Annotated in this window: 13 protein-coding genes and 1 pseudogene; 8 read left to right on the forward strand and 6 right to left on the reverse strand. The window is 38.6% G+C overall.

Translation table 11 applies throughout. The annotated features are described in order from the left end of the window. Positions 1-44: 44 nt before the first annotated feature. From CJZ72_RS06100 to CJZ72_RS06115, 4 genes are read right to left on the reverse strand one after another with little or no spacing between them, the layout of a single operon-like run. Positions 45-716, reverse strand: coding sequence for an ABC transporter permease (locus CJZ72_RS06100; RefSeq protein WP_016177242.1), 672 nt, complete (start codon positions 714-716; stop codon positions 45-47). 5 nt (positions 717-721) lie between these two features. Next, positions 722-1,639, reverse strand: a complete 918-nt coding sequence (locus CJZ72_RS06105; protein ID WP_081133785.1) for an osmoprotectant ABC transporter substrate-binding protein — start codon at positions 1,637-1,639, stop codon at positions 722-724. Further along, positions 1,636-2,277: an ABC transporter permease gene (locus tag CJZ72_RS06110; RefSeq protein WP_005875373.1), complete on the reverse strand. Its 642-nt coding sequence runs from the start codon at positions 2,275-2,277 to the stop codon at positions 1,636-1,638. The genes CJZ72_RS06105 and CJZ72_RS06110 overlap by 4 nt, the downstream gene beginning before the upstream one ends. A gap of 3 nt (positions 2,278-2,280) precedes the next feature. Continuing rightward, the gene (locus CJZ72_RS06115; protein WP_005875375.1) at positions 2,281-3,456 is read right to left on the reverse strand and encodes a betaine/proline/choline family ABC transporter ATP-binding protein; all 1,176 of its coding nucleotides are present in this window, start codon (positions 3,454-3,456) and stop codon (positions 2,281-2,283) included. A 166-nt stretch (positions 3,457-3,622) separates the two neighbouring features. On the opposite strand from CJZ72_RS06115, the gene queA reads away from it, so the two are divergent. Then, positions 3,623-4,654 carry a tRNA preQ1(34) S-adenosylmethionine ribosyltransferase-isomerase QueA gene (queA, locus tag CJZ72_RS06120; RefSeq protein ID WP_005875377.1) on the forward strand — a complete coding sequence of 344 codons (1,032 nt, stop codon included), beginning with the start codon at positions 3,623-3,625 and terminating at the stop codon, positions 4,652-4,654. 97 nt (positions 4,655-4,751) lie between these two features. Here queA and CJZ72_RS06125 read toward each other — a convergent pair whose 3' ends face one another. Then, complete coding sequence (locus CJZ72_RS06125) at positions 4,752-5,159, reverse strand: hypothetical protein (RefSeq protein WP_081133786.1); 408 nt, start codon at positions 5,157-5,159, stop codon at positions 4,752-4,754. Between the two features lie 649 nt (positions 5,160-5,808). Here CJZ72_RS06125 and CJZ72_RS06130 point away from each other — a divergent pair. After that, on the forward strand, positions 5,809-8,451 hold the full coding sequence (locus tag CJZ72_RS06130; protein WP_081133787.1) for a calcium-translocating P-type ATPase, PMCA-type: 2,643 nt from the start codon (positions 5,809-5,811) through the stop codon (positions 8,449-8,451). Between the two features lie 56 nt (positions 8,452-8,507). Here the strand turns inward: CJZ72_RS06130 and CJZ72_RS06135 are convergent, their stop codons facing one another. Further along, complete coding sequence (locus CJZ72_RS06135; protein ID WP_016177244.1) at positions 8,508-9,209, reverse strand: DUF975 family protein; 702 nt, start codon at positions 9,207-9,209, stop codon at positions 8,508-8,510. 209 nt (positions 9,210-9,418) lie between these two features. Between CJZ72_RS06135 and tgt the strand changes: the two genes are divergently transcribed. The 6 genes and pseudogenes from tgt to CJZ72_RS06165 all read left to right on the forward strand — a co-directional run bounded on the left by tgt (position 9,419) and on the right by CJZ72_RS06165 (position 18,225). Continuing rightward, the gene (tgt, locus tag CJZ72_RS06140) at positions 9,419-10,564 is read left to right on the forward strand and encodes a tRNA guanosine(34) transglycosylase Tgt (RefSeq protein WP_081133788.1); all 1,146 of its coding nucleotides are present in this window, start codon (positions 9,419-9,421) and stop codon (positions 10,562-10,564) included. 92 nt (positions 10,565-10,656) lie between these two features. Then, on the forward strand, positions 10,657-11,058 hold the full coding sequence (yajC, locus tag CJZ72_RS06145) for a preprotein translocase subunit YajC (protein WP_005875384.1): 402 nt from the start codon (positions 10,657-10,659) through the stop codon (positions 11,056-11,058). Positions 11,059-11,586: 528 nt separating this feature from the next. Continuing rightward, complete coding sequence (gene adhE / locus CJZ72_RS06150; RefSeq protein ID WP_081133789.1) at positions 11,587-14,184, forward strand: bifunctional acetaldehyde-CoA/alcohol dehydrogenase; 2,598 nt, start codon at positions 11,587-11,589, stop codon at positions 14,182-14,184. Positions 14,185-14,439: 255 nt separating this feature from the next. Then, a complete protein-coding gene (locus tag CJZ72_RS06155) occupies positions 14,440-16,005 on the forward strand; it encodes a hypothetical protein (protein ID WP_081133790.1) in 1,566 nt (521 codons plus the stop codon). A 332-nt stretch (positions 16,006-16,337) separates the two neighbouring features. Then, positions 16,338-16,457, forward strand: a pseudogene (locus CJZ72_RS15045) (DUF3788 family protein); the annotation flags it as partial. 169 nt (positions 16,458-16,626) lie between these two features. After that, entirely contained in the window at positions 16,627-18,225 is a 1,599-nt protein-coding gene (locus tag CJZ72_RS06165; RefSeq protein ID WP_227260039.1) for a hypothetical protein, read from the forward strand. Positions 18,226-18,261: the final 36 nt, after the last annotated feature.

The raw sequence follows: 18,261 nt of genomic DNA on the forward strand, positions 1-18,261 counted from the left end.
AAGTAAAAAATACTTTCAGCCCACACTTTTTGTTTAGAAATATTTTATCCTTGATTATTCGATGTCTTCGCTGCTGGATCAAGTCGGCGTTCTAGGATTCCTAAGACCCAGTCGGTAATGATAGCCATCAAAGCAGTTGGCAACGCACCGGCTAGTATGATCGATGTACCATCTGTGGCATTGGTCCCACGAATGATGATATCCCCTAAGCCGCCTGCACCAACGAAGGCACCAATAGCAGTGATCCCGATGGCTACGACTAAGGCATTTCTGATCCCAGCCATGATAACAGACACAGAAAGGGGAAGTTCGACCATAAATAGCCGTTGTGTAGCTGTCATCCCCATTCCTTTTCCAACATCAAGGATTCCCTTATCTACTTGGATCATCCCAGTGTAAGTATTTTTGATGATCGGTAATAGAGAATAAAGAAAGACGGTCACGATCACTACATTGACACCTAATCCAAGTCCAATCATCAAAATAGAGATCATTGCCAATGAAGGCACCGTTTGGATGATATTTGCCAAGCGAATCACCCAGTTAGCTAATTTTCGTTTGCGAGAAACCATGATCCCAATTGGAATCCCGATGACTGCTGCAAATAATACACCGTAGATCGAAATCAGAAAGTGGCGGATGAATTGTGAAAAGACATAGGCGCCGTTTTCTTGAAAATAAACGATGAATTGTTGAAACCAGTTCATATTTTCCATTACGCTCACTTCCCTTCAAAATAGTGATTTTCTTTTAAAAATCGTTCAGCTACAACAGAAGGTTCAACGAGATTGTTGTCTGCTTCATAGTTCAACTGCTGCATTTTTTCCGTACTGATGGTGTTGCCTAACTTATTCAATGCTTCTTCTAATCCAGGGGTATTCTTCAATACCTGATTGTCAACAACAGGAGCAGCATCATAAGGAGGGAAGAAGTTGCGATCATCTTCTAACATAACTAAGTCATAGCTTGCAATCCGTCCATCGGTGGAATATCCTAGAACGATGTCCATTTTTCCCGCTTCTACAGCGTCGTAAACTAGACCGATCTGCATAGGCAGGATCGAATCAAAAGAGAAGCCATAGGTTGTTTGAAACCCATCGTATCCATCTCCTTTACGAGTGATCCAAGAGGTATCTACACCAGCGACAAGTTGGTCAGCAACATCTTTTAAATCACTGACTTTTTTTAGATTGTATTTTTCAGCCGTATCTTTTCGCACAAGAAAAACGTAGGTGTTTTCAAAACCGTAAGAAGGGAACCATGTTTGATCGTATCGTTTTTCAAATTCTTGTTTCACGATAGCAAATGCTTTCTTAGGATCTTTTTCTGGCGGCAAGTTCAAGGTAGTTGTTAAATCTGTGCCAGTATAACGTGCGGCAGAGATAGAGGCATCGCCATTCATCATCGCTTGATGATTGATCGTGGTTGTCGCCAAGTTGTTGATGATAGCAGTATTTTTATCTGTATAGTGTTCCACCATCCCAGCAACTAAACTAGCCAAAATTTGCGCTTCAGAGGTAATCCCGCCGGTGATGGAGATCGTCTCTTCATCGGTGTTGCTGGCTAAACCAGGAAAAGAACAGCTTGCCAAAAGAAGAGCCGTGACCATAAGTAAGAGACTATTTAGTAATCGCTTCATTCGTCATTCTCCTCTCTTAAGGCAATAGGGGTAAGACGATTTTCTAATAGCCCTAGTAAGAAATCTGCCAGTAGTGCTAGGATCGTTACAGGAATTGTTCCAGCGAAGATCAAATCTGGCTGATAGTTATTCAAGCCACTAAAAATCAGATCACCTAAACCGCCAGCACCGATATAAGAGGCAAGCGTTGCCCAAGCGATGACATAAACGGCAGCTAAACGAATTCCTGCCATGATCGTTGGCATAGCAATCGGCAATTCTACAGAAATAATAGACTGGATATTTGTCATGCCCATCCCTTTTGCAACGTCACGATAGTTCCAGTCAACGTTTTTCATGCCAATAAACGTATTTCGCAAAATCGGTAGTAGAGAATAAATAAATAGTGCAATAATGGCCGGTGTTTTTCCGACACCAAAGAGAGGGATCATCAAAGCTAACAAAGCAAGAGAAGGGACCGTTTGTAGCGCACTAGTGATACCGATTACGATATTGGCGATTTTAGGCAGACGAGTCAATGCTACGCCAAGTGGTACAGCGACTGCGACCCCGAGAATCAAAGCTACAGCGGAGATGTAGATGTGTTCGATACTCTTGTTTAAAATTTCAGCGCCATATTGTTGAAAAAATTCAGTCATCAGTTACTCCTCCTTTGTGTCAACGGAGGTGGATGAACCAATCGCATTGGTGATCGAGTGTTCTTCTCCCCAGATGACATCATAGACGATATCCACCAGAGAAGCTCTTGTCAAAATACCTACGACTTTGTTGTTTTCATCCACAACAGGGACGTATTTCAATCCGCGTTTCAAGATCCGTTGTAAGGTATCACGTAGATAGGCGGATTCTTTTACATAAAAAACTTGTTTATTCAAAATATCACCGACACTTGATACTTTGCCACGTTTTTTATCTAGCGTTTCAACATCGATAAATCCTTTTAGAACATTTGAATTGTCTGTAACTAATAATGTATCGACACGTTTTTCCCGCATGAGTTTGATTGCTTCTTGTAATGATTTTTCAGGCGTGATCGTAATGGCTTTATTCAACATTACTTCGCCTACTCGTGTGGTGTCGGGTTTCGCTTGGAGTAGTCGATCTTCACCGATCAATTCTTCGACAAATTCATTTGCAGGATTGCGTAAAATGTTTTGAGGGGTGTCGTATTGGATCACTTTTCCTTCACTCATGATAGCGATCCGGCTCGCTAATTTGATGGCTTCATCCATATCATGGGTAACAAAAACAATCGTTTTCCCTAAACGTTCTTGCAGATCCTTGACTAAGTCTTGTAAAGAATCACGAGTAATGGGATCAAGTGCGCCAAATGGCTCGTCCATCAAGATGATATCTTGGTTAGCTGCAAGCGCTCTTACTACACCGATCCGCTGTTGTTGACCACCAGACAACTCATGAGGATAACGGTCAAGCATTTCACGTGGGAGTTCAACCAGGTCGATCATTTTTTCCGCAGTTTTATTGCGTTCTTCTTGGCTGACTTTCAGGAGTTTTTGCACGAGGGTGATATTCTCACGAATCGTCATATGAGGCATCAACCCGATACTTTGGATCACGTAACCGATTTGTCTGCGTAGCTCTACAGGATTGATATCTTGGATCGATTGACCATCGATCAATATTTTTCCTTTCGTCGGATCAGTCATTCGGTTGATCATCCGCATCGTCGTTGTTTTACCGCTTCCGCTGGTACCTATAAAGCAAATAAATTCACCTTTTTCGAACGAAAGATTGACATTATCGACGGCTATTTTTCCACCTTTGTAGATTTTTGATACATTTTGGAATTCAATCATGATGCCACCTCTTCTTCACTTTCTATAAAGACTGTTACTAATAATAGTATGCCTAAAATAACGTAGGAATACAAATGTTGCAGCTGTCATTTGTTCTTAGGTTTTTGCCAATCCGCTGGTAAAAATGGTAGAATGATGGGGCACAAGATAGAAAGTGAGTGACGATATGTTAACAACAGAAGATTTTGATTTTGACTTACCAGAAGAATTGATTGCTCAGACACCGTTAAAAGACCGTGACCAATCTCGTTTACTTGTTTTAGATCGAACAACAGGTGAAATGAAGGATAAACATTTTCATGATATCATTGAAGAATTAAATCCTGGTGATGCACTAGTAATGAATAATACACGAGTGTTGCCAGCACGTCTATATGGAGAAAAGCCAGAAACAGGCGCACACTTGGAAGTTCTTCTTTTGACAAATACAGAAGGTGATACATGGGAAACGCTGATCAAACCAGCGAAACGTGCGAAAGTAGGCACACGGATTTCTTTTGGGGATGGCCGATTGCAAGCGGTGGTCAAAGAAGAATTAGAACATGGTGGCCGCATCATCACATTTGAGTACGAAGGGATTTTCTTAGAAATCCTTGAATCATTAGGTGAAATGCCTTTGCCGCCTTATATCAAGGAACGCTTAGAAGACCCAGATCGTTACCAAACCGTTTACGCTAAGGAGAACGGCTCGGCAGCAGCACCAACAGCAGGCTTGCATTTCACGAAAGAATTATTGGATGAAATCGAAGCAAAAGGGGTAGAACTAGTCTATCTTACGTTACATGTTGGTTTAGGAACGTTCAGACCTGTAAGTGTGGACAAAATCGAAGAGCATCACATGCACAGTGAATTTTATCGTCTAACGGAAGAAGCAGCTGAACGACTAAATCAAGTGCGTCAAAATGGCGGGAAAATCGTAGCCGTGGGAACAACATCTATTCGAACACTAGAAACGATCGGTACGAAATTTGATGGAGAAATCAAAGCGGATAGCGGTTGGACTGATATTTTTATTACACCAGGCTACCAATTTAAAATCGTTGAGGCGTTCTCGACTAACTTTCATTTACCAAAATCAACATTGGTCATGTTAGTTAGTGCGTTTGCTGGAAGAGAGCTGACGTTAGCGGCGTATCAACATGCAATTGATGAACGCTATCGTTTCTTTAGCTTTGGCGATGCAATGTTCGTGAAGTGATTTTAATAAAGAGCATGAAGCAAAAAAACTCGAAATAATCAAAAAACAGTGGTCGCAGCAGAATTTCTCTGCTTGGATCACTGTTTTTTGATGTTGCTCAGTTTTCTGGCTGATCAACATATCTTTTTAAAGGAATAATATTTAACACTTTTTGTGCGTTAGGATAAGTTGCTTGGATAGCGGTCAAAATCGATTGATTTTTCGGATGAACAACATTTCGAACGATTTTTTTCCTACCCGCAGATTCGAAATAGATTTGATGAACATCCGCATCAGTAAAAATGATTTTTTTTCGTAACAACTCTCTTTGAAAAGGCGGTGCGACATGTCCCCAGTCGAAGAAATCAAGTTGTGTCTGTTGCTGATCAAAATGAATCTTTCGCTTTAATTCGTTTTCCGTCACACAATCGTCTGTAAAGATGAATTGTTTGAACAGATAGTGATTCCCCAATGAATCCGTTTTTTTGTCATATTGAATATAAATTTTACAGTCTAATAAATGCATCTTGCTTCCCCCTGAAGAAAAGATAGCACAAATTAGGGTGCAGAAATATCGATATTTTAGTTAATTTAAAAATTTTTTGAACAAAAAAAGAGCCAAGCTCTCGATAAGCTCAGCTCTCTCGTATTCGGAAGGAATCGAATAAACAGAAATAAGTGTAACTTTCCATGATTCATGCAAAGTACGGCGTTGAATTTCTTCTTGATAAACAAAAAATCTTGTTTTCGTTACATCTTCAACAGTTGAAATGTTGAAACATCTCTTGTTCCTATTCAACTTTCAGACGTTCATGTTATTCATTTGTTACGTATCTTGTTACTTCTTGTTTTGGAGACTCGATCATCCAAACATCCATACGCATTCACTATTTATAAAGGTATACTTTACATGTAATCAGTGGTGAAACCTGTACTTCTAACAACTTTGTTTGCCTATTCTAATCTATCGAGAAATTCTTCTGTTTATTTGATGTTATCCTCCTTCCTTACACCCATATAATATCATAGTTTGATAGCGTTTGCAAAAGAAAAGTATTTTTTTCTACCTATCTAATTTGGATACCATTAAGCGCTATACTTGAATGGATCAAAAAAAAGATGTTATAGTAAAATTAGTACCTTTTTTGTGCGTACAATATTAAAGGAGGAATAGGATGGACAAATACAAGCAGACGGTGAAAGAAGTAGAGCAGGAAACAAAGACAGATATTGAACAAGGACTGACGACGGGAGAAGCAGAAAAACGAAGTCAGCAGCAAGGAAAAAATCAATTTGATGAAGCACCAAAAGAATCGATCACAAAAAAATTTCTGCGGAGTTTATCTGATTTTACAACGATCATTTTACTTATAGCAGCAGTCATTTCGTTTTATACAGCGTTCGCAACAGAACATGGCGACTTATTTGAAGGTCTTTTGATCATTGCTATCGTCATCATTAACTCAGTGTTAGCGATCGTGCAAGAAGGAAATGCAGAAAAAGCGTTAGAGTCATTGCAAGATATGAACAAGCAGACGGCAACTGTTATCCGCGATGGCAAAGTAGAAAAAGTTGATGCAGAAAATCTGGTAGTAGGCGATGTCTTAGTTTTAGAATCGGGTTCTGCTATTGCCGCTGATGCTCGTTTAGTTGAAACATCACAGTTGCGAGTAGAAGAATCGGCACTGACAGGTGAAAGTGAAGCGGTCGAAAAAGAGGCAGATTACATCACTAAAGAAGATGAGTCGCTTGGCGATCAGTTGAATATGGTCTTTAAAGGATGTACTGTAGCGGCTGGTCGAGGAAAAGCAATCGTTACGGCTATTGGGATGGACACAGAAATGGGTAAGATCGCTGGTCTTTTGAATGACCATACAGCCCAAAAAACACCTTTACAAATACGGTTGAATCAACTAGGAAAACGGATCAGCATGATTGCACTAGCTGCTGCTGTATTGGTTTTTATTATCGGGGAACTTCAAGGTGAACCATTGCTTGAAATGTTTATGACGTCAGTTTCTTTAGCAGTAGCCGCTGTACCGGAAACATTGACCGTTATCGTTACGCTGACATTGGCATATGGTGTGCAGAAAATGGCTAAAAAGCACGCGATTATCCGTCAATTACCAGCAGTCGAGACCTTAGGGACAGCCAATGTCATCTGTTCGGATAAAACTGGTACATTGACCCAAAATAAAATGCGCGTTCGTCGTGTTTGGAGCAAAGAAGATGAAGTAACGGATATCGAGGACTCCATGACAAACAGCGCGATGGAAATCTTGAAAATGGCGGCGCTTTGTACCGACGTTACAGTAGAAAAAGAAAACGATGATCTTATCGTGAAAGGAAATCCGACTGAAGCGGCAATTGTACGTGCTGTAGAAGAAAATTATCATACAAAAGAGGAATTAGAAGAAAAATACCCACGAATTGATGAACTTCCATTTGATTCTGATCGTAAGATGATGACGACAGTCCATCAAATGGGGGAGAAATATATCTCAATCACTAAGGGAGCATTTGATGTTTTATCTGAACGCTTTACTTCAGGTGATGTGGAGCAAGCCACTGCTGTTAATGATCGTTTTGGTAAAAATGCGTTACGTGTGATTGCGGTTGGCTATCGAACATATGACGAAGAGCCGCAAGAAATCACCTCCGAAGCGTTGGAAAATGATCTTCGCTTGATTGGTTTGATCGGGATGATCGACCCACCACGACCAGAAAGTAAAGGGGCAATCAAACGCGCGAAAAAAGCGGGCATCAAAACGGTGATGATCACAGGGGACCATGTCGTGACTGCCAGCGCCATTGCAAAAGAATTAGGGATCTTATCTCATCCATCGGAGGCGCTTTCCGGTTCTGAATTACAAGCATTGTCAGATGAAGAACTAGATGAACGGGTACAGGAGCTTTCGGTTTATGCTCGTGTGACTCCAGAAGATAAGATTCGTATCGTAAAATCATGGCAACGAACAGGTGCTGTAGTAGCAATGACTGGAGATGGGGTCAATGATGCTCCAGCTTTAAAGGCAAGTGATGTTGGCTGTGCGATGGGCATTGCAGGAACAGATGTTGCGCAGAGTGCTTCGGATATGATTTTGACAGATGATAATTTTGCTACGATCGTTGATGCAGTAAGTCAAGGACGCTCGGTTTATCAAAATATCCGTAAGGCAATCAATTTTCTATTGAGTTGTAATATTTCTGAGATTTTCATTGTGTTGATTGCGATGTTATTAGGTTGGGGAGCGCCATTCACGGCTGTTCAGTTGCTATTTGTCAATGTCGTAGCAGATGGATTGCCAGGATTCGCTTTAGGAAGAGAGCCTGCTGAGAAAGGGATCATGAATGAAGCACCGATTCCTAAAAATGAGGGGATATTTGCTCGTGGTCTGATGCAGAAGATCGCCATCAATGCGAGTGTTTTTACAGTCGTTACTTTATTTGGTTACTATTTAGGAACATTTGTAAATACGATCAGTCCATGGGTAGAAGCAAGTCAAGAAGTAGGGCAAACAGTTGCTTTCTTGGTATTGGCGTATTCGTCAATCTTACATGTCTTCAATGTGCGCAGTAGCCAGTCGATCTTCAAAGTGAACCTAGCAACGAATAAATCGTTACTAGAAATGGCTGTTCTATCGATCGTCATCACTACGGCAGTTGCATTATTACCATTTACGCAGACACTATTCAATTTAGTCCACATTAGTTTGAATCACTGGCTCTTAGTGGGATTATTATCGATCGTACCAATTGCGGTCGTCGAGTTGATCAAATTCCATCAATTACCAGAAGCAGAAGAAGAGGAAGAATGATAAATAAAAAAGGTTACTGCTTGGGGCAGTAACCTTTTTTGCTTTATCTAGAACGTTTAAACTTCTTTTGGTAGTTCATTATAAAATGCTGCTTTTGTTGCAGAGATATAAGGATTCAACCATAGATAACCGATTCCAAATGTTAACATCGCTAAAATGTGCCAGCCGATAAAGGTAAGATCCAACCAGAATAATTTTCCTTTATAGCCATCCATCAATTTACGACTTGCTGTGATCGTATCTAAGACGCCAGGTTTTTCTCCAGTATCTGTGACGATATCATAATAGATAAAGTAACTTTGAGAATAAGAATAACTTTTGATGATCCCAGGAATAACCAAAAGTAATGCCCACAAGGTAATAAAGATTGATGTTAAAAGTGCTAATAAAATGATCCCGCCGATGAACAAACCAGAAAATCCGCGAAAAGCATCTTTAAACGGTTCGATCTGTGTCTTAGTTCCACGTAAGAGATCTAAGTATGTCCAAGAGATCCCACTCATGAACAATGCACTGATGATAGAAGAGATGATCCCGCCACCACTACTTGCCCCACCACTGGTATTGTTTGCCGCCATATCTTGGACCGCTGTAGGATCACTATAGAAATTGACAAATAGCAAAGCAGTAGGGACAGCAATGATAAGGATAATAGCAATGGCAATCAATGTTGGAATCAGATTCAATAAGACTGCTTGCCCCCAACGACCTCTTAAACTGTCTTTTGCCTGTTGTTTCAGTTCTTTTGAAGATAACATATTTTTCACTCCTCTTTTAATTGATGTGAACAGTATAACAAAGAAGAACCATTTTGGCTTTTAAAAAAGTTAGGAGTTATTAAAAAAATTCAAAAAAGGGGTATTAAATAAAAATGGAATAAAGGAAGAGGTCTTGCAAAAAGTAGGTGAAACGATTATGATGGTGGGAGTTGTCATTGCGATTATTTTTAAAGAAAGTAGGGAATTGAATGTCACAACCTGCCATTCGTTATCGTTTAATCAAAAAAGAAAAACACACGGGTGCCCGTCTTGGTGAATTGATTACCCCTCATGGGACATTTCCCACACCAATGTTCATGCCTGTAGGTACATTAGCAACAGTAAAAACAATGTCACCGGAAGAGTTAAAAGCAATGGGTGCGGGGGTCATTTTAAGTAATACCTACCATTTGTGGCTACGTCCTGGCGAAGACCTAGTAGAAGAAGCTGGTGGCTTGCATAAATTTATGAATTGGGATCAGCCGATTTTAACTGATTCAGGAGGCTTCCAAGTCTTCTCATTAAGTGATATGCGAAACATCGAGGAAGAAGGCGTACATTTCAAAAACCATTTGAATGGTTCAAAAATGTTCCTATCTCCAGAAAAAGCAATCAATATCCAAAATAAACTTGGTTCAGACATCATGATGAGTTTCGATGAATGTCCCCCGTTTGATGAAAGTTATGACTATGTCAAAAAATCAGTGGAACGGACATCTCGTTGGGCAGAAAGAGGTTTGAAGGCACATGCCAATCCAGATCGACAAGGATTATTCGGGATCATCCAAGGAGCGGGCTTTGAAGACCTGCGTCGCCAAAGTGCAAAAGACTTAGTCGGTATGGATTTCCCTGGTTATTCAATCGGCGGATTATCTGTTGGTGAACCTAAAGCAGAAATGAATCGAGTGTTAGAATTTACGACACCATTGATTCCAGAAAATAAACCGCGCTATCTAATGGGGGTTGGTGCAGCTGACTCATTGATCGATGGAGTGATCCGCGGTGTGGATATGTTCGATTGCGTGTTACCTACACGTATTGCTAGAAATGGAACATGTATGACGTCACAAGGTCGATTAGTTGTTAAAAACGCGCAATATGCACGTGATTTTCGTCCAATCGATGAAAAATGTGATTGCTATACATGTAAGAACTATACACGTGCGTATATACGTCATCTGATCAAATGTGATGAAACATTTGGTATCCGTTTGACTTCCTACCACAATCTATACTTCTTGTTGAATTTGATGAAACAAGTTCGTCAAGCGATTATGGATGATAACTTATTGGAATTTCGTGCAGCCTTTTTCGAAGAATATGGCTTTAATAAAGAAAATGCCAAAAGTTTCTAATATTTTTATCTAAATTTATGTAAAAAACTAGTGTCTAGCAGGTTTTTCTGCTAAAGTTGAGTTTGTAGATACATGTTAGCGAGGTGAAAAAAATGGGCTCATTACCAATGTTAGTGATGTTCGTGGTTATTTTAGGAATGTGGTTTTTTATGTCACGCTCACAAAAGAAACAACAACAAGAACGTCAAAGTTTGCTAGATAGTATGAAACAAGGCGATGAAGTAGTGACTATTGGCGGATTGCATGGTGTTGTTTCAGAAGTCGATAATGAAAAACGCACAGTTGTTTTAGACTGTGAAGGGATTTTCTTAGAGTACGATCGAGCAGCAATCAAGACGGTGAAACCTGGGACTGTCGTGGCAAACGATACTGTCGTTACACCAGTAGAAGAACCAGTTGAACCTAAAGATGCCGAAACAGCTGAAACAGTAGAAGTGAAAGAAGAAATCACTACCACTGTAGAAGAACCAGAGGATCACAAAGAAGTTAAATAAGCAGTTTCACAAAAAATTGTGAAAGAAGCACTTCGCGTTGAGTAAAAAGAGGTCAAGACAAAAGTCGTTTAGGTTTGAGAAATTGGAGAGAAAAACGAACAATATGCTTTTTTGTATTGTCTGTTTTTCTTGAAATTTCCGAAAAACCTGACTTTTGGACTTTCGTTTATTCGAGATTTTGTAGCAAATCTGATGTTTAGATTTGTCTTATCGCTGAGGCGAGGCTTCTTAAATACAGCTTATTCGAGAGTGTAGGATGCAAGAGATCTTTTACTTGTGTCCTACGCTTTTTTGTTAGTAAAAAACAAGTTTGTTAATAGTTGAATAAGATTATTTAACGGCAATGTATACATAGGGAGTTGAAAATATCTAATACACCTATCTTTTTTATTGAATTAATAGGGATTTATACGTATTTTTAAAACTGTGAAAAAAATCACAAAAAAGTGTTTACATAAGAAAAATTTTATTGTATGATGTGTATGTGAAATAATTAACAAATAACCAGGACCTAGTAGGAGGACTATAATGGCTAAAGTAATGGAAAAAGAACAACCAAAAACGATCGATGTCCAAGCAATGATCGATGAGTTAGCAACCAAAGCAAATGTCGCGTTAAAAGAAATGGAAAATTTTGATCAAGAAAAAGTGGACCATATCGTACATGAAATGGCAATGGCAGCCTTAGACCAACATATGCCCCTTGCCAAAATGGCAGTTGAAGAAACAGGCCGTGGGATCTATGAAGATAAAGCTATCAAAAATATGTATGCTTCTGAATACATTTGGAACAATATCAAACATGACAAAACAGTGGGTGTCATCAACGAAGATACCCAAAAAGGATTGATTGAGATTGCTGAACCAGTTGGTGTCGTTTGTGGGGTAACACCGACAACGAATCCTACTTCAACGACAATCTTCAAATCGATGATCGCTTTGAAAACAAGAAATCCGATCGTATTCGCATTCCATCCAAGTGCTCAAAAGTCTTCTGCTGAAGCAGCACGCGTAGTACGTGATGCAGCGATTGCAGCTGGCGCGCCAGAAAATTGTATCCAATGGATCGAACATCCATCAATTGATGCGACATCTGCGCTAATGAATCATCCGGGTATTGCAATTGTATTAGCAACTGGTGGAGCAGGCATGGTCAAATCAGCTTACTCAACAGGAAAACCAGCATTAGGCGTGGGACCTGGTAATGTACCTGCCTACATTGAAAAAACAGCAAAAATCAAACGTGCAGTAAATGATTTGATCGTTTCAAAAACATTTGACAACGGTATGATCTGTGCTTCTGAACAAGCAGTGATCGTTGACAAAGAAATCTATGCAGCTGTAAAAGCAGAATTCCAAGCGCATCAAGTGTACTTCGTGAAACCTACAGAACTTTCACAATTAGAAGATGCAGTGATGAATGAAGGAAAATACGCAGTCAATCCAGCAATCGTTGGTCATTCTGCTGTAGAAATCGCAAAATTAGCAGGTATCAAAGTACCTGGAGGAACAAAAATGTTAGTAGCAGAACTAGCAGGTGTTGGTGCAGATTATCCGTTATCTCGCGAAAAACTTTCACCAGTCTTAGCAATGGTCAAAGCAAATAGTACGGAACACGCTTTTGAATTATGTGAAGGAATGCTTAATTTGGGCGGATTAGGACATACAGCAGTTATTCACTCAGAAGATGAAGATCTACATGTGAAATTCGGTTTACGTATGAAAGCTTGCCGTATCTTAGTGAATACACCATCAGCAGAAGGCGGAATCGGAAATATTTACAATGAAATGATTCCATCTCTAACATTAGGCTGTGGTTCATATGGGAAGAACTCTGTATCTAGAAACGTCTCAGCGGTGAACTTAATCAATGTCAAAACTGTAGCGAAACGGAGAAATAATATGCAATGGTTCAAATTACCACCAAAAATCTTCTTTGAAAAGAACTCTTTGCTTTATTTAGAAAAAATGGAAAATGTGGAACGCGTGATGATCGTTTGTGATCCAGGTATGGTTCAGTTTGGTTATTGCGATACGGTTCGAGAAGTATTGGCACGTCGTAAGAATGATGTGAAAATCGAAGTCTTCTCAGATGTTGAACCAAACCCTTCAACAAATACTGTCTATGCGGGAACAAAACTAATGGCTGATTTCAAACCAGATACAGTGATCGCTTTAGGTGGAGGATCTGCAATGGATGCGGCTAAAGGCATGTGGATGTTCTATGAACACCCAGATACTTCTTTCTTTGGCGCAAAACAAAAATTCTTAGATATCCGTAAACGTACGTATAAAATCGATAAGCCAGAAAAAACTCAATTTGTATGTATCCCAACAACTTCAGGAACAGGTTCAGAAGTGACACCATTTGCCGTTATCACAGACAGTGAAACACATGTGAAATATCCATTAGCTGATTATGCATTGACACCAGATGTGGCAATCGTTGACCCGCAGTTTGTAATGTCAGTTCCAGCATCAGTTACTGCAGATACAGGTATGGATGTGTTGACACATGCAATCGAATCGTATGTTTCAGTAATGGCCTCAGATTATACAAGAGGATTAAGTTTACAAGCAATCAAAATAGTCTTTGACTATTTAGAAAAATCAGTGAAAACACCAGATATGGAATCACGTGAAAAAATGCATAACGCTTCTACAATGGCTGGTATGGCGTTTGCGAATGCATTCCTAGGTATTTGTCACTCAGTCGCACATAAAATCGGTGGAGAATATGGTATCCCACATGGTCGTACGAATGCGATCTTGTTACCACATATCATCCGCTACAATGCAAAAGATCCACAAAAACATGCAATGTTCCCTAAATATGATTATTTCCGTGCAGATACAGATTATGCAGATATTGCAAAATTCTTGGGTCTAAAAGGAAATACAACGGAAGAACTAGTGGAAGCATTAGCAACAGCTGTTTATGAATTAGGACAAGCTGTAGGAATCGATATGAATTTGAAAGCACAAGGTGTGACACAAGAAATATTAGATTCAACAGTTGATCGTATGGCAGAACTTGCATACGAAGATCAATGTACGACAGCAAATCCAAAAGAACCGTTGATCAGCGAATTGAAACAAATCATTGTTGATGCGTATAACGGGTAATCAATAAGCAACCTAGTCAAATAAGAAAGTCTCTCAAATCAAAGGACGAATCCGAATAGATATCAAGTTTCTTACCTGATTTCTATTATGGAAAACCGTTTCTCGATTGAGAGGCTTTTTTATGTTTAGCACTCTTCTTACAATGACCGTTTTGCTATTTTCAATAAAGTTTTTTATAAGAAATAATAGTTTTAGAATACTGAGAACAGCATGCTAAACTAATAGTTACGATAGAAAATGAAAAGGAGAAATGATATGGCTACAGAACCGAACTATAAAAAAATAAATGAAGACAAACGAAAAGCAGAACTTAGCAAAAGAGAGGATGAGTTAAAAAGGCTAGAAAAATTAGAGCAACAGTTGTCAAGATACGATGATAGTAAAGTGGATCGAATCCTATACTTGAGACAGGAGATAAAGACTCTTAGCAATCCTGATCCAAGTATATCGCATAAGGCACTTCATGAAATAGAAGTCTCTAATTTAAAAGCAGAACGAACTAGTTTAGAGAAGAAACTAGGTGGTAGGTATATTAATCCTAGTGAGGAAGCAAATTGGATAAAAAAACTGAATATTGTGAATGAAAAAATAAAAGGAATCGATAAACAATATCTATATTTAATTGAACAGAAACCAAAAGATGAAATTTCAAAAGGGATCAGCCAGCTACTAGCAAGTGGAAGGCAGAAAAGAGACTATTATGGTAATGAGAACCAAAAAACGGATAAACTACTTACGGAAATATCTAAGTATCAAGGAAATGTATTGGAGAAATTATACAATCAATTAGATAATATCGTAACTGAGGGTCAGAAGAAATTACTTAAAGATGTAGATCAACTTACTTATAATAATTTTATTGAAACAACTATTCCAGAGAAATCTTTTGAGAAAAATAAAACAGCCCAAAACATACTCAATAATGCAGAAAAATATAAGAAAAATTGTGTTGTAATGGTCAATAACTTTTACCAGCAAAACTATGTAGTAGCAGATGCACTAAAAGATTATGAAGAGAAGTTGAAGGGAAATAGAATGAGGAAGCCTGCTTCCGTTGATGTAATAAAATTTGTGTCACGACTTCAAAAAGCTGTTGAAGCAAGACAACAAACAAGCAAAGTAGAAATGCCAGATAAAAATGATCAGAAAAAAGACCAGACATTTTATCAGGAAGTGCCGATTCCTAGTGGACAAGGAGCTACAAAAGATCAAGAAAGTTTTACACAAGCGTCAAATCCAAGTGTGAGTGGACGGGTTAGTTTAGTATCTAATGAATTTGATGCTAAAGAAACCTCTACGGACGTGGTAAAAGAAGCCGTAGCCGTAAAAGTACCAGAGAACAAGGGAACACCGACAGAAGTGAAGAAACAAGCGGCACCTTCGAAACAGAGTTATCCAAGGTATTCAACTGTTAACGGTCAGGTCGTTAAGGATGAAACAGGCATATCCAAAAATTACAAAGAAATATTCGTATTGAATAACGGTATCTCCATCATTAAGGAAGAACTTGGGAAAGCTATAACACAGCGAGAAGTATTCACAGATCGTGGAAAAACCCTTATAGGAAGGATACGTAATTTCTTTAGTAAAGGAACGATCAAGAAGTTAGATAATAGGATTAGTTCTTACGAAAAAGAACTAACAGATAAGCAAAAAAAGTGTGCACAACTCCAGAATCCAACAGATAAATCGAAGGAGGACCCACAGCAATCATTTGAGCAGGTAACAGATCGATCAAAAGAAGTAAGCAAAGATAAAAGCAGCCACAAACCACAAGCGAAGTCTCGAACCAAGAAAGAAGTAGTAACAGAATTGGCATAACTAGCGGATCTCTAGCTGATCTAAAATGCAAGAGTCGTAGCCATACATATAATGTAATAGAACAAAACTTTAGAAAGGTCGGGATGTGTCTTACTCCGAGGATAAGAAGAAATTCACAGAAATTGCTTTTCTGATTTTTGTAAATTTTGGTTTGTTTTTCGAAAGAGTTGCGCTTCTGCTAGCTTCCTTTATTCATATTTAGAACGAGGTCGAGACAAAAGTCGTTTAGGTTTGAGAAATTGGAGAGAAAAACGAACAATACGTTTTTTGTATTGCTCGTTTTTTTAATTTCCGAAAAAACTGACTTTTGGACACCGTTTATTTGAGAGAGGCTGGGACAGAAGTGTTTAACTCCGAGAAATAAGAAGAAATGAACGAAAATTGCTTTTCAAATTTTTGTGAATTTCGGCTTATTTCCGAAGGAGTTGCTTCTGCTCCCGCCGTTTATTCGAGAGTTAAATGAGATGGAAGAATACTCGGGGGGTTACGAGAAAATCATGAGGAAAACCTCAAAATCATCTGCGGAAACTGTATTTTTTGTTGTCAGGAAATATCGTTCAAGCAATACAAAGATTCCATAGTAAGATAAATATCGTTAGTAAATTATAAGGAGGAATGAGCATGTATGATTTGGCAGAGGAAAAAATAAAAAAAAGAATGAAAGAAATGGTATCTGAAATAAAGGATCTAAAGAAAGAAAAAGAAGAACTACAGGTAGAATTGGATACCTTAGCACGAACGAACCAATTAGTAGGAGCTGGTGAATATGAGAAACACCAAAAATTGACTATTGAAATCAGTCAGTTAGAAGAGATGCTAAAAAAATTGCAGAGTAAAGATACACTAATGAGGCATGAGACTTTTTATTCTATATTAGAAAAAGAAAAACAGTCTGAAATAGAAGCATTCCAAGTAACCGCAAATACAAATGATCCACTGACAAGAGAATATGGAAAAAAGAGACTAGCGGAAGTAAATAAGGAACTAGTTGAATTAAAAAAGTTTTTTAGTTATATCGATTTTCTAAAAGAAAAGAAACACAATCTTGAGATCATGGCAGTTGAGATAAAAGGTATGAATCGATTGAGGAAGGAACTGAGTTCTAAGTATCAAGCAGTATTGGATCTGTCTATAGTCGAATTATCTGATAGAGAACTCTCACAAACGATTGGGAATTTAAGAAAAGAAAGCCCGCAAATACTAGATAAAATGATAGCGCTTAACCACAAGCTGGATGGCCTTAAAATTGAGGGGCTTGTCCCACTATCCAATTCATACCTGCGAGCAAAACAGTCTGAAAATCCTGTAGAGAAAACACGAGAGGACGGTATCAATGAGATTAACAGGTATAAGAAAGAGTGTTGGATCGCCCAAAATAATCATGCAAAATATTATTCTTTTTTAGTTTCGCTTACTGCAGAGTATAAACAAATGGAGACTAAAAAAATGAGTATCTCTGAAAAAAATAGACAGACAGCGACCGTGAAGAAAGTCATACATAATCTTAAGAGTGCTGACGAACGTAAAAGAGATCTTGTAGATTATCCATTCTATTTACCTATCATAGAGACATCCAATCCTGCTCTCACTGATTTTAAACAAAGAGTGGAGGATTATGACCACAATAAATTAGGTGTAAATAAAGAGAGTGACTCATCTACAAGGTTATCGATTATTTCTGAGGGATCATATGAAAGTGTAAGAGTTTTTGAAAATCAAGGGTCGACGACTAGCGAAATTCGTTCAGCTGACAGTCAGATAGCCAGTGGTTCCGATTCTGAAAAGGGCATGAATTCAAAAGGATCTGGATTTGAAAAGAATGAAATTTCAGGAATAGAGAAGTCACAACAACATATGGATGATCATATGGAAGGCTCTAACTATGATGCAGCGGACAGTCGTTCCATTATTCTTGAAGCTGATCTTAATGAAATTCGGGAACTAACCAAGAAAAAATTGGTGGAAATGACGGATAAGATAAACAATTTTTCTCATATGCTGAATGCAGTAGAAGAAGATATCAAGAAATCAGGAGAGAAGAATGCAAGCAAACTGTTGCTTAAAAAACAGGTTCTACAAGCTGATATTGAACTACATGAAGAATTAAAGGGAAGTTTCAAAACAAAATTAGAAAATTATCAAAAATCAGCTATCACAAAAGCTGCTCAAGTGAGAAGTCTTCAACCTACAAATGAAAATAAAAAAAGTAGAGAGAGGTAACAAGTAGGAATGTATATCCGTTTTTTCTGAAATCAG

The sequence above is a fragment of the Enterococcus durans genome (assembly GCF_002277935.1).
Classification (GTDB): Bacteria; Bacillota; Bacilli; order Lactobacillales; family Enterococcaceae; genus Enterococcus_B; species Enterococcus_B durans.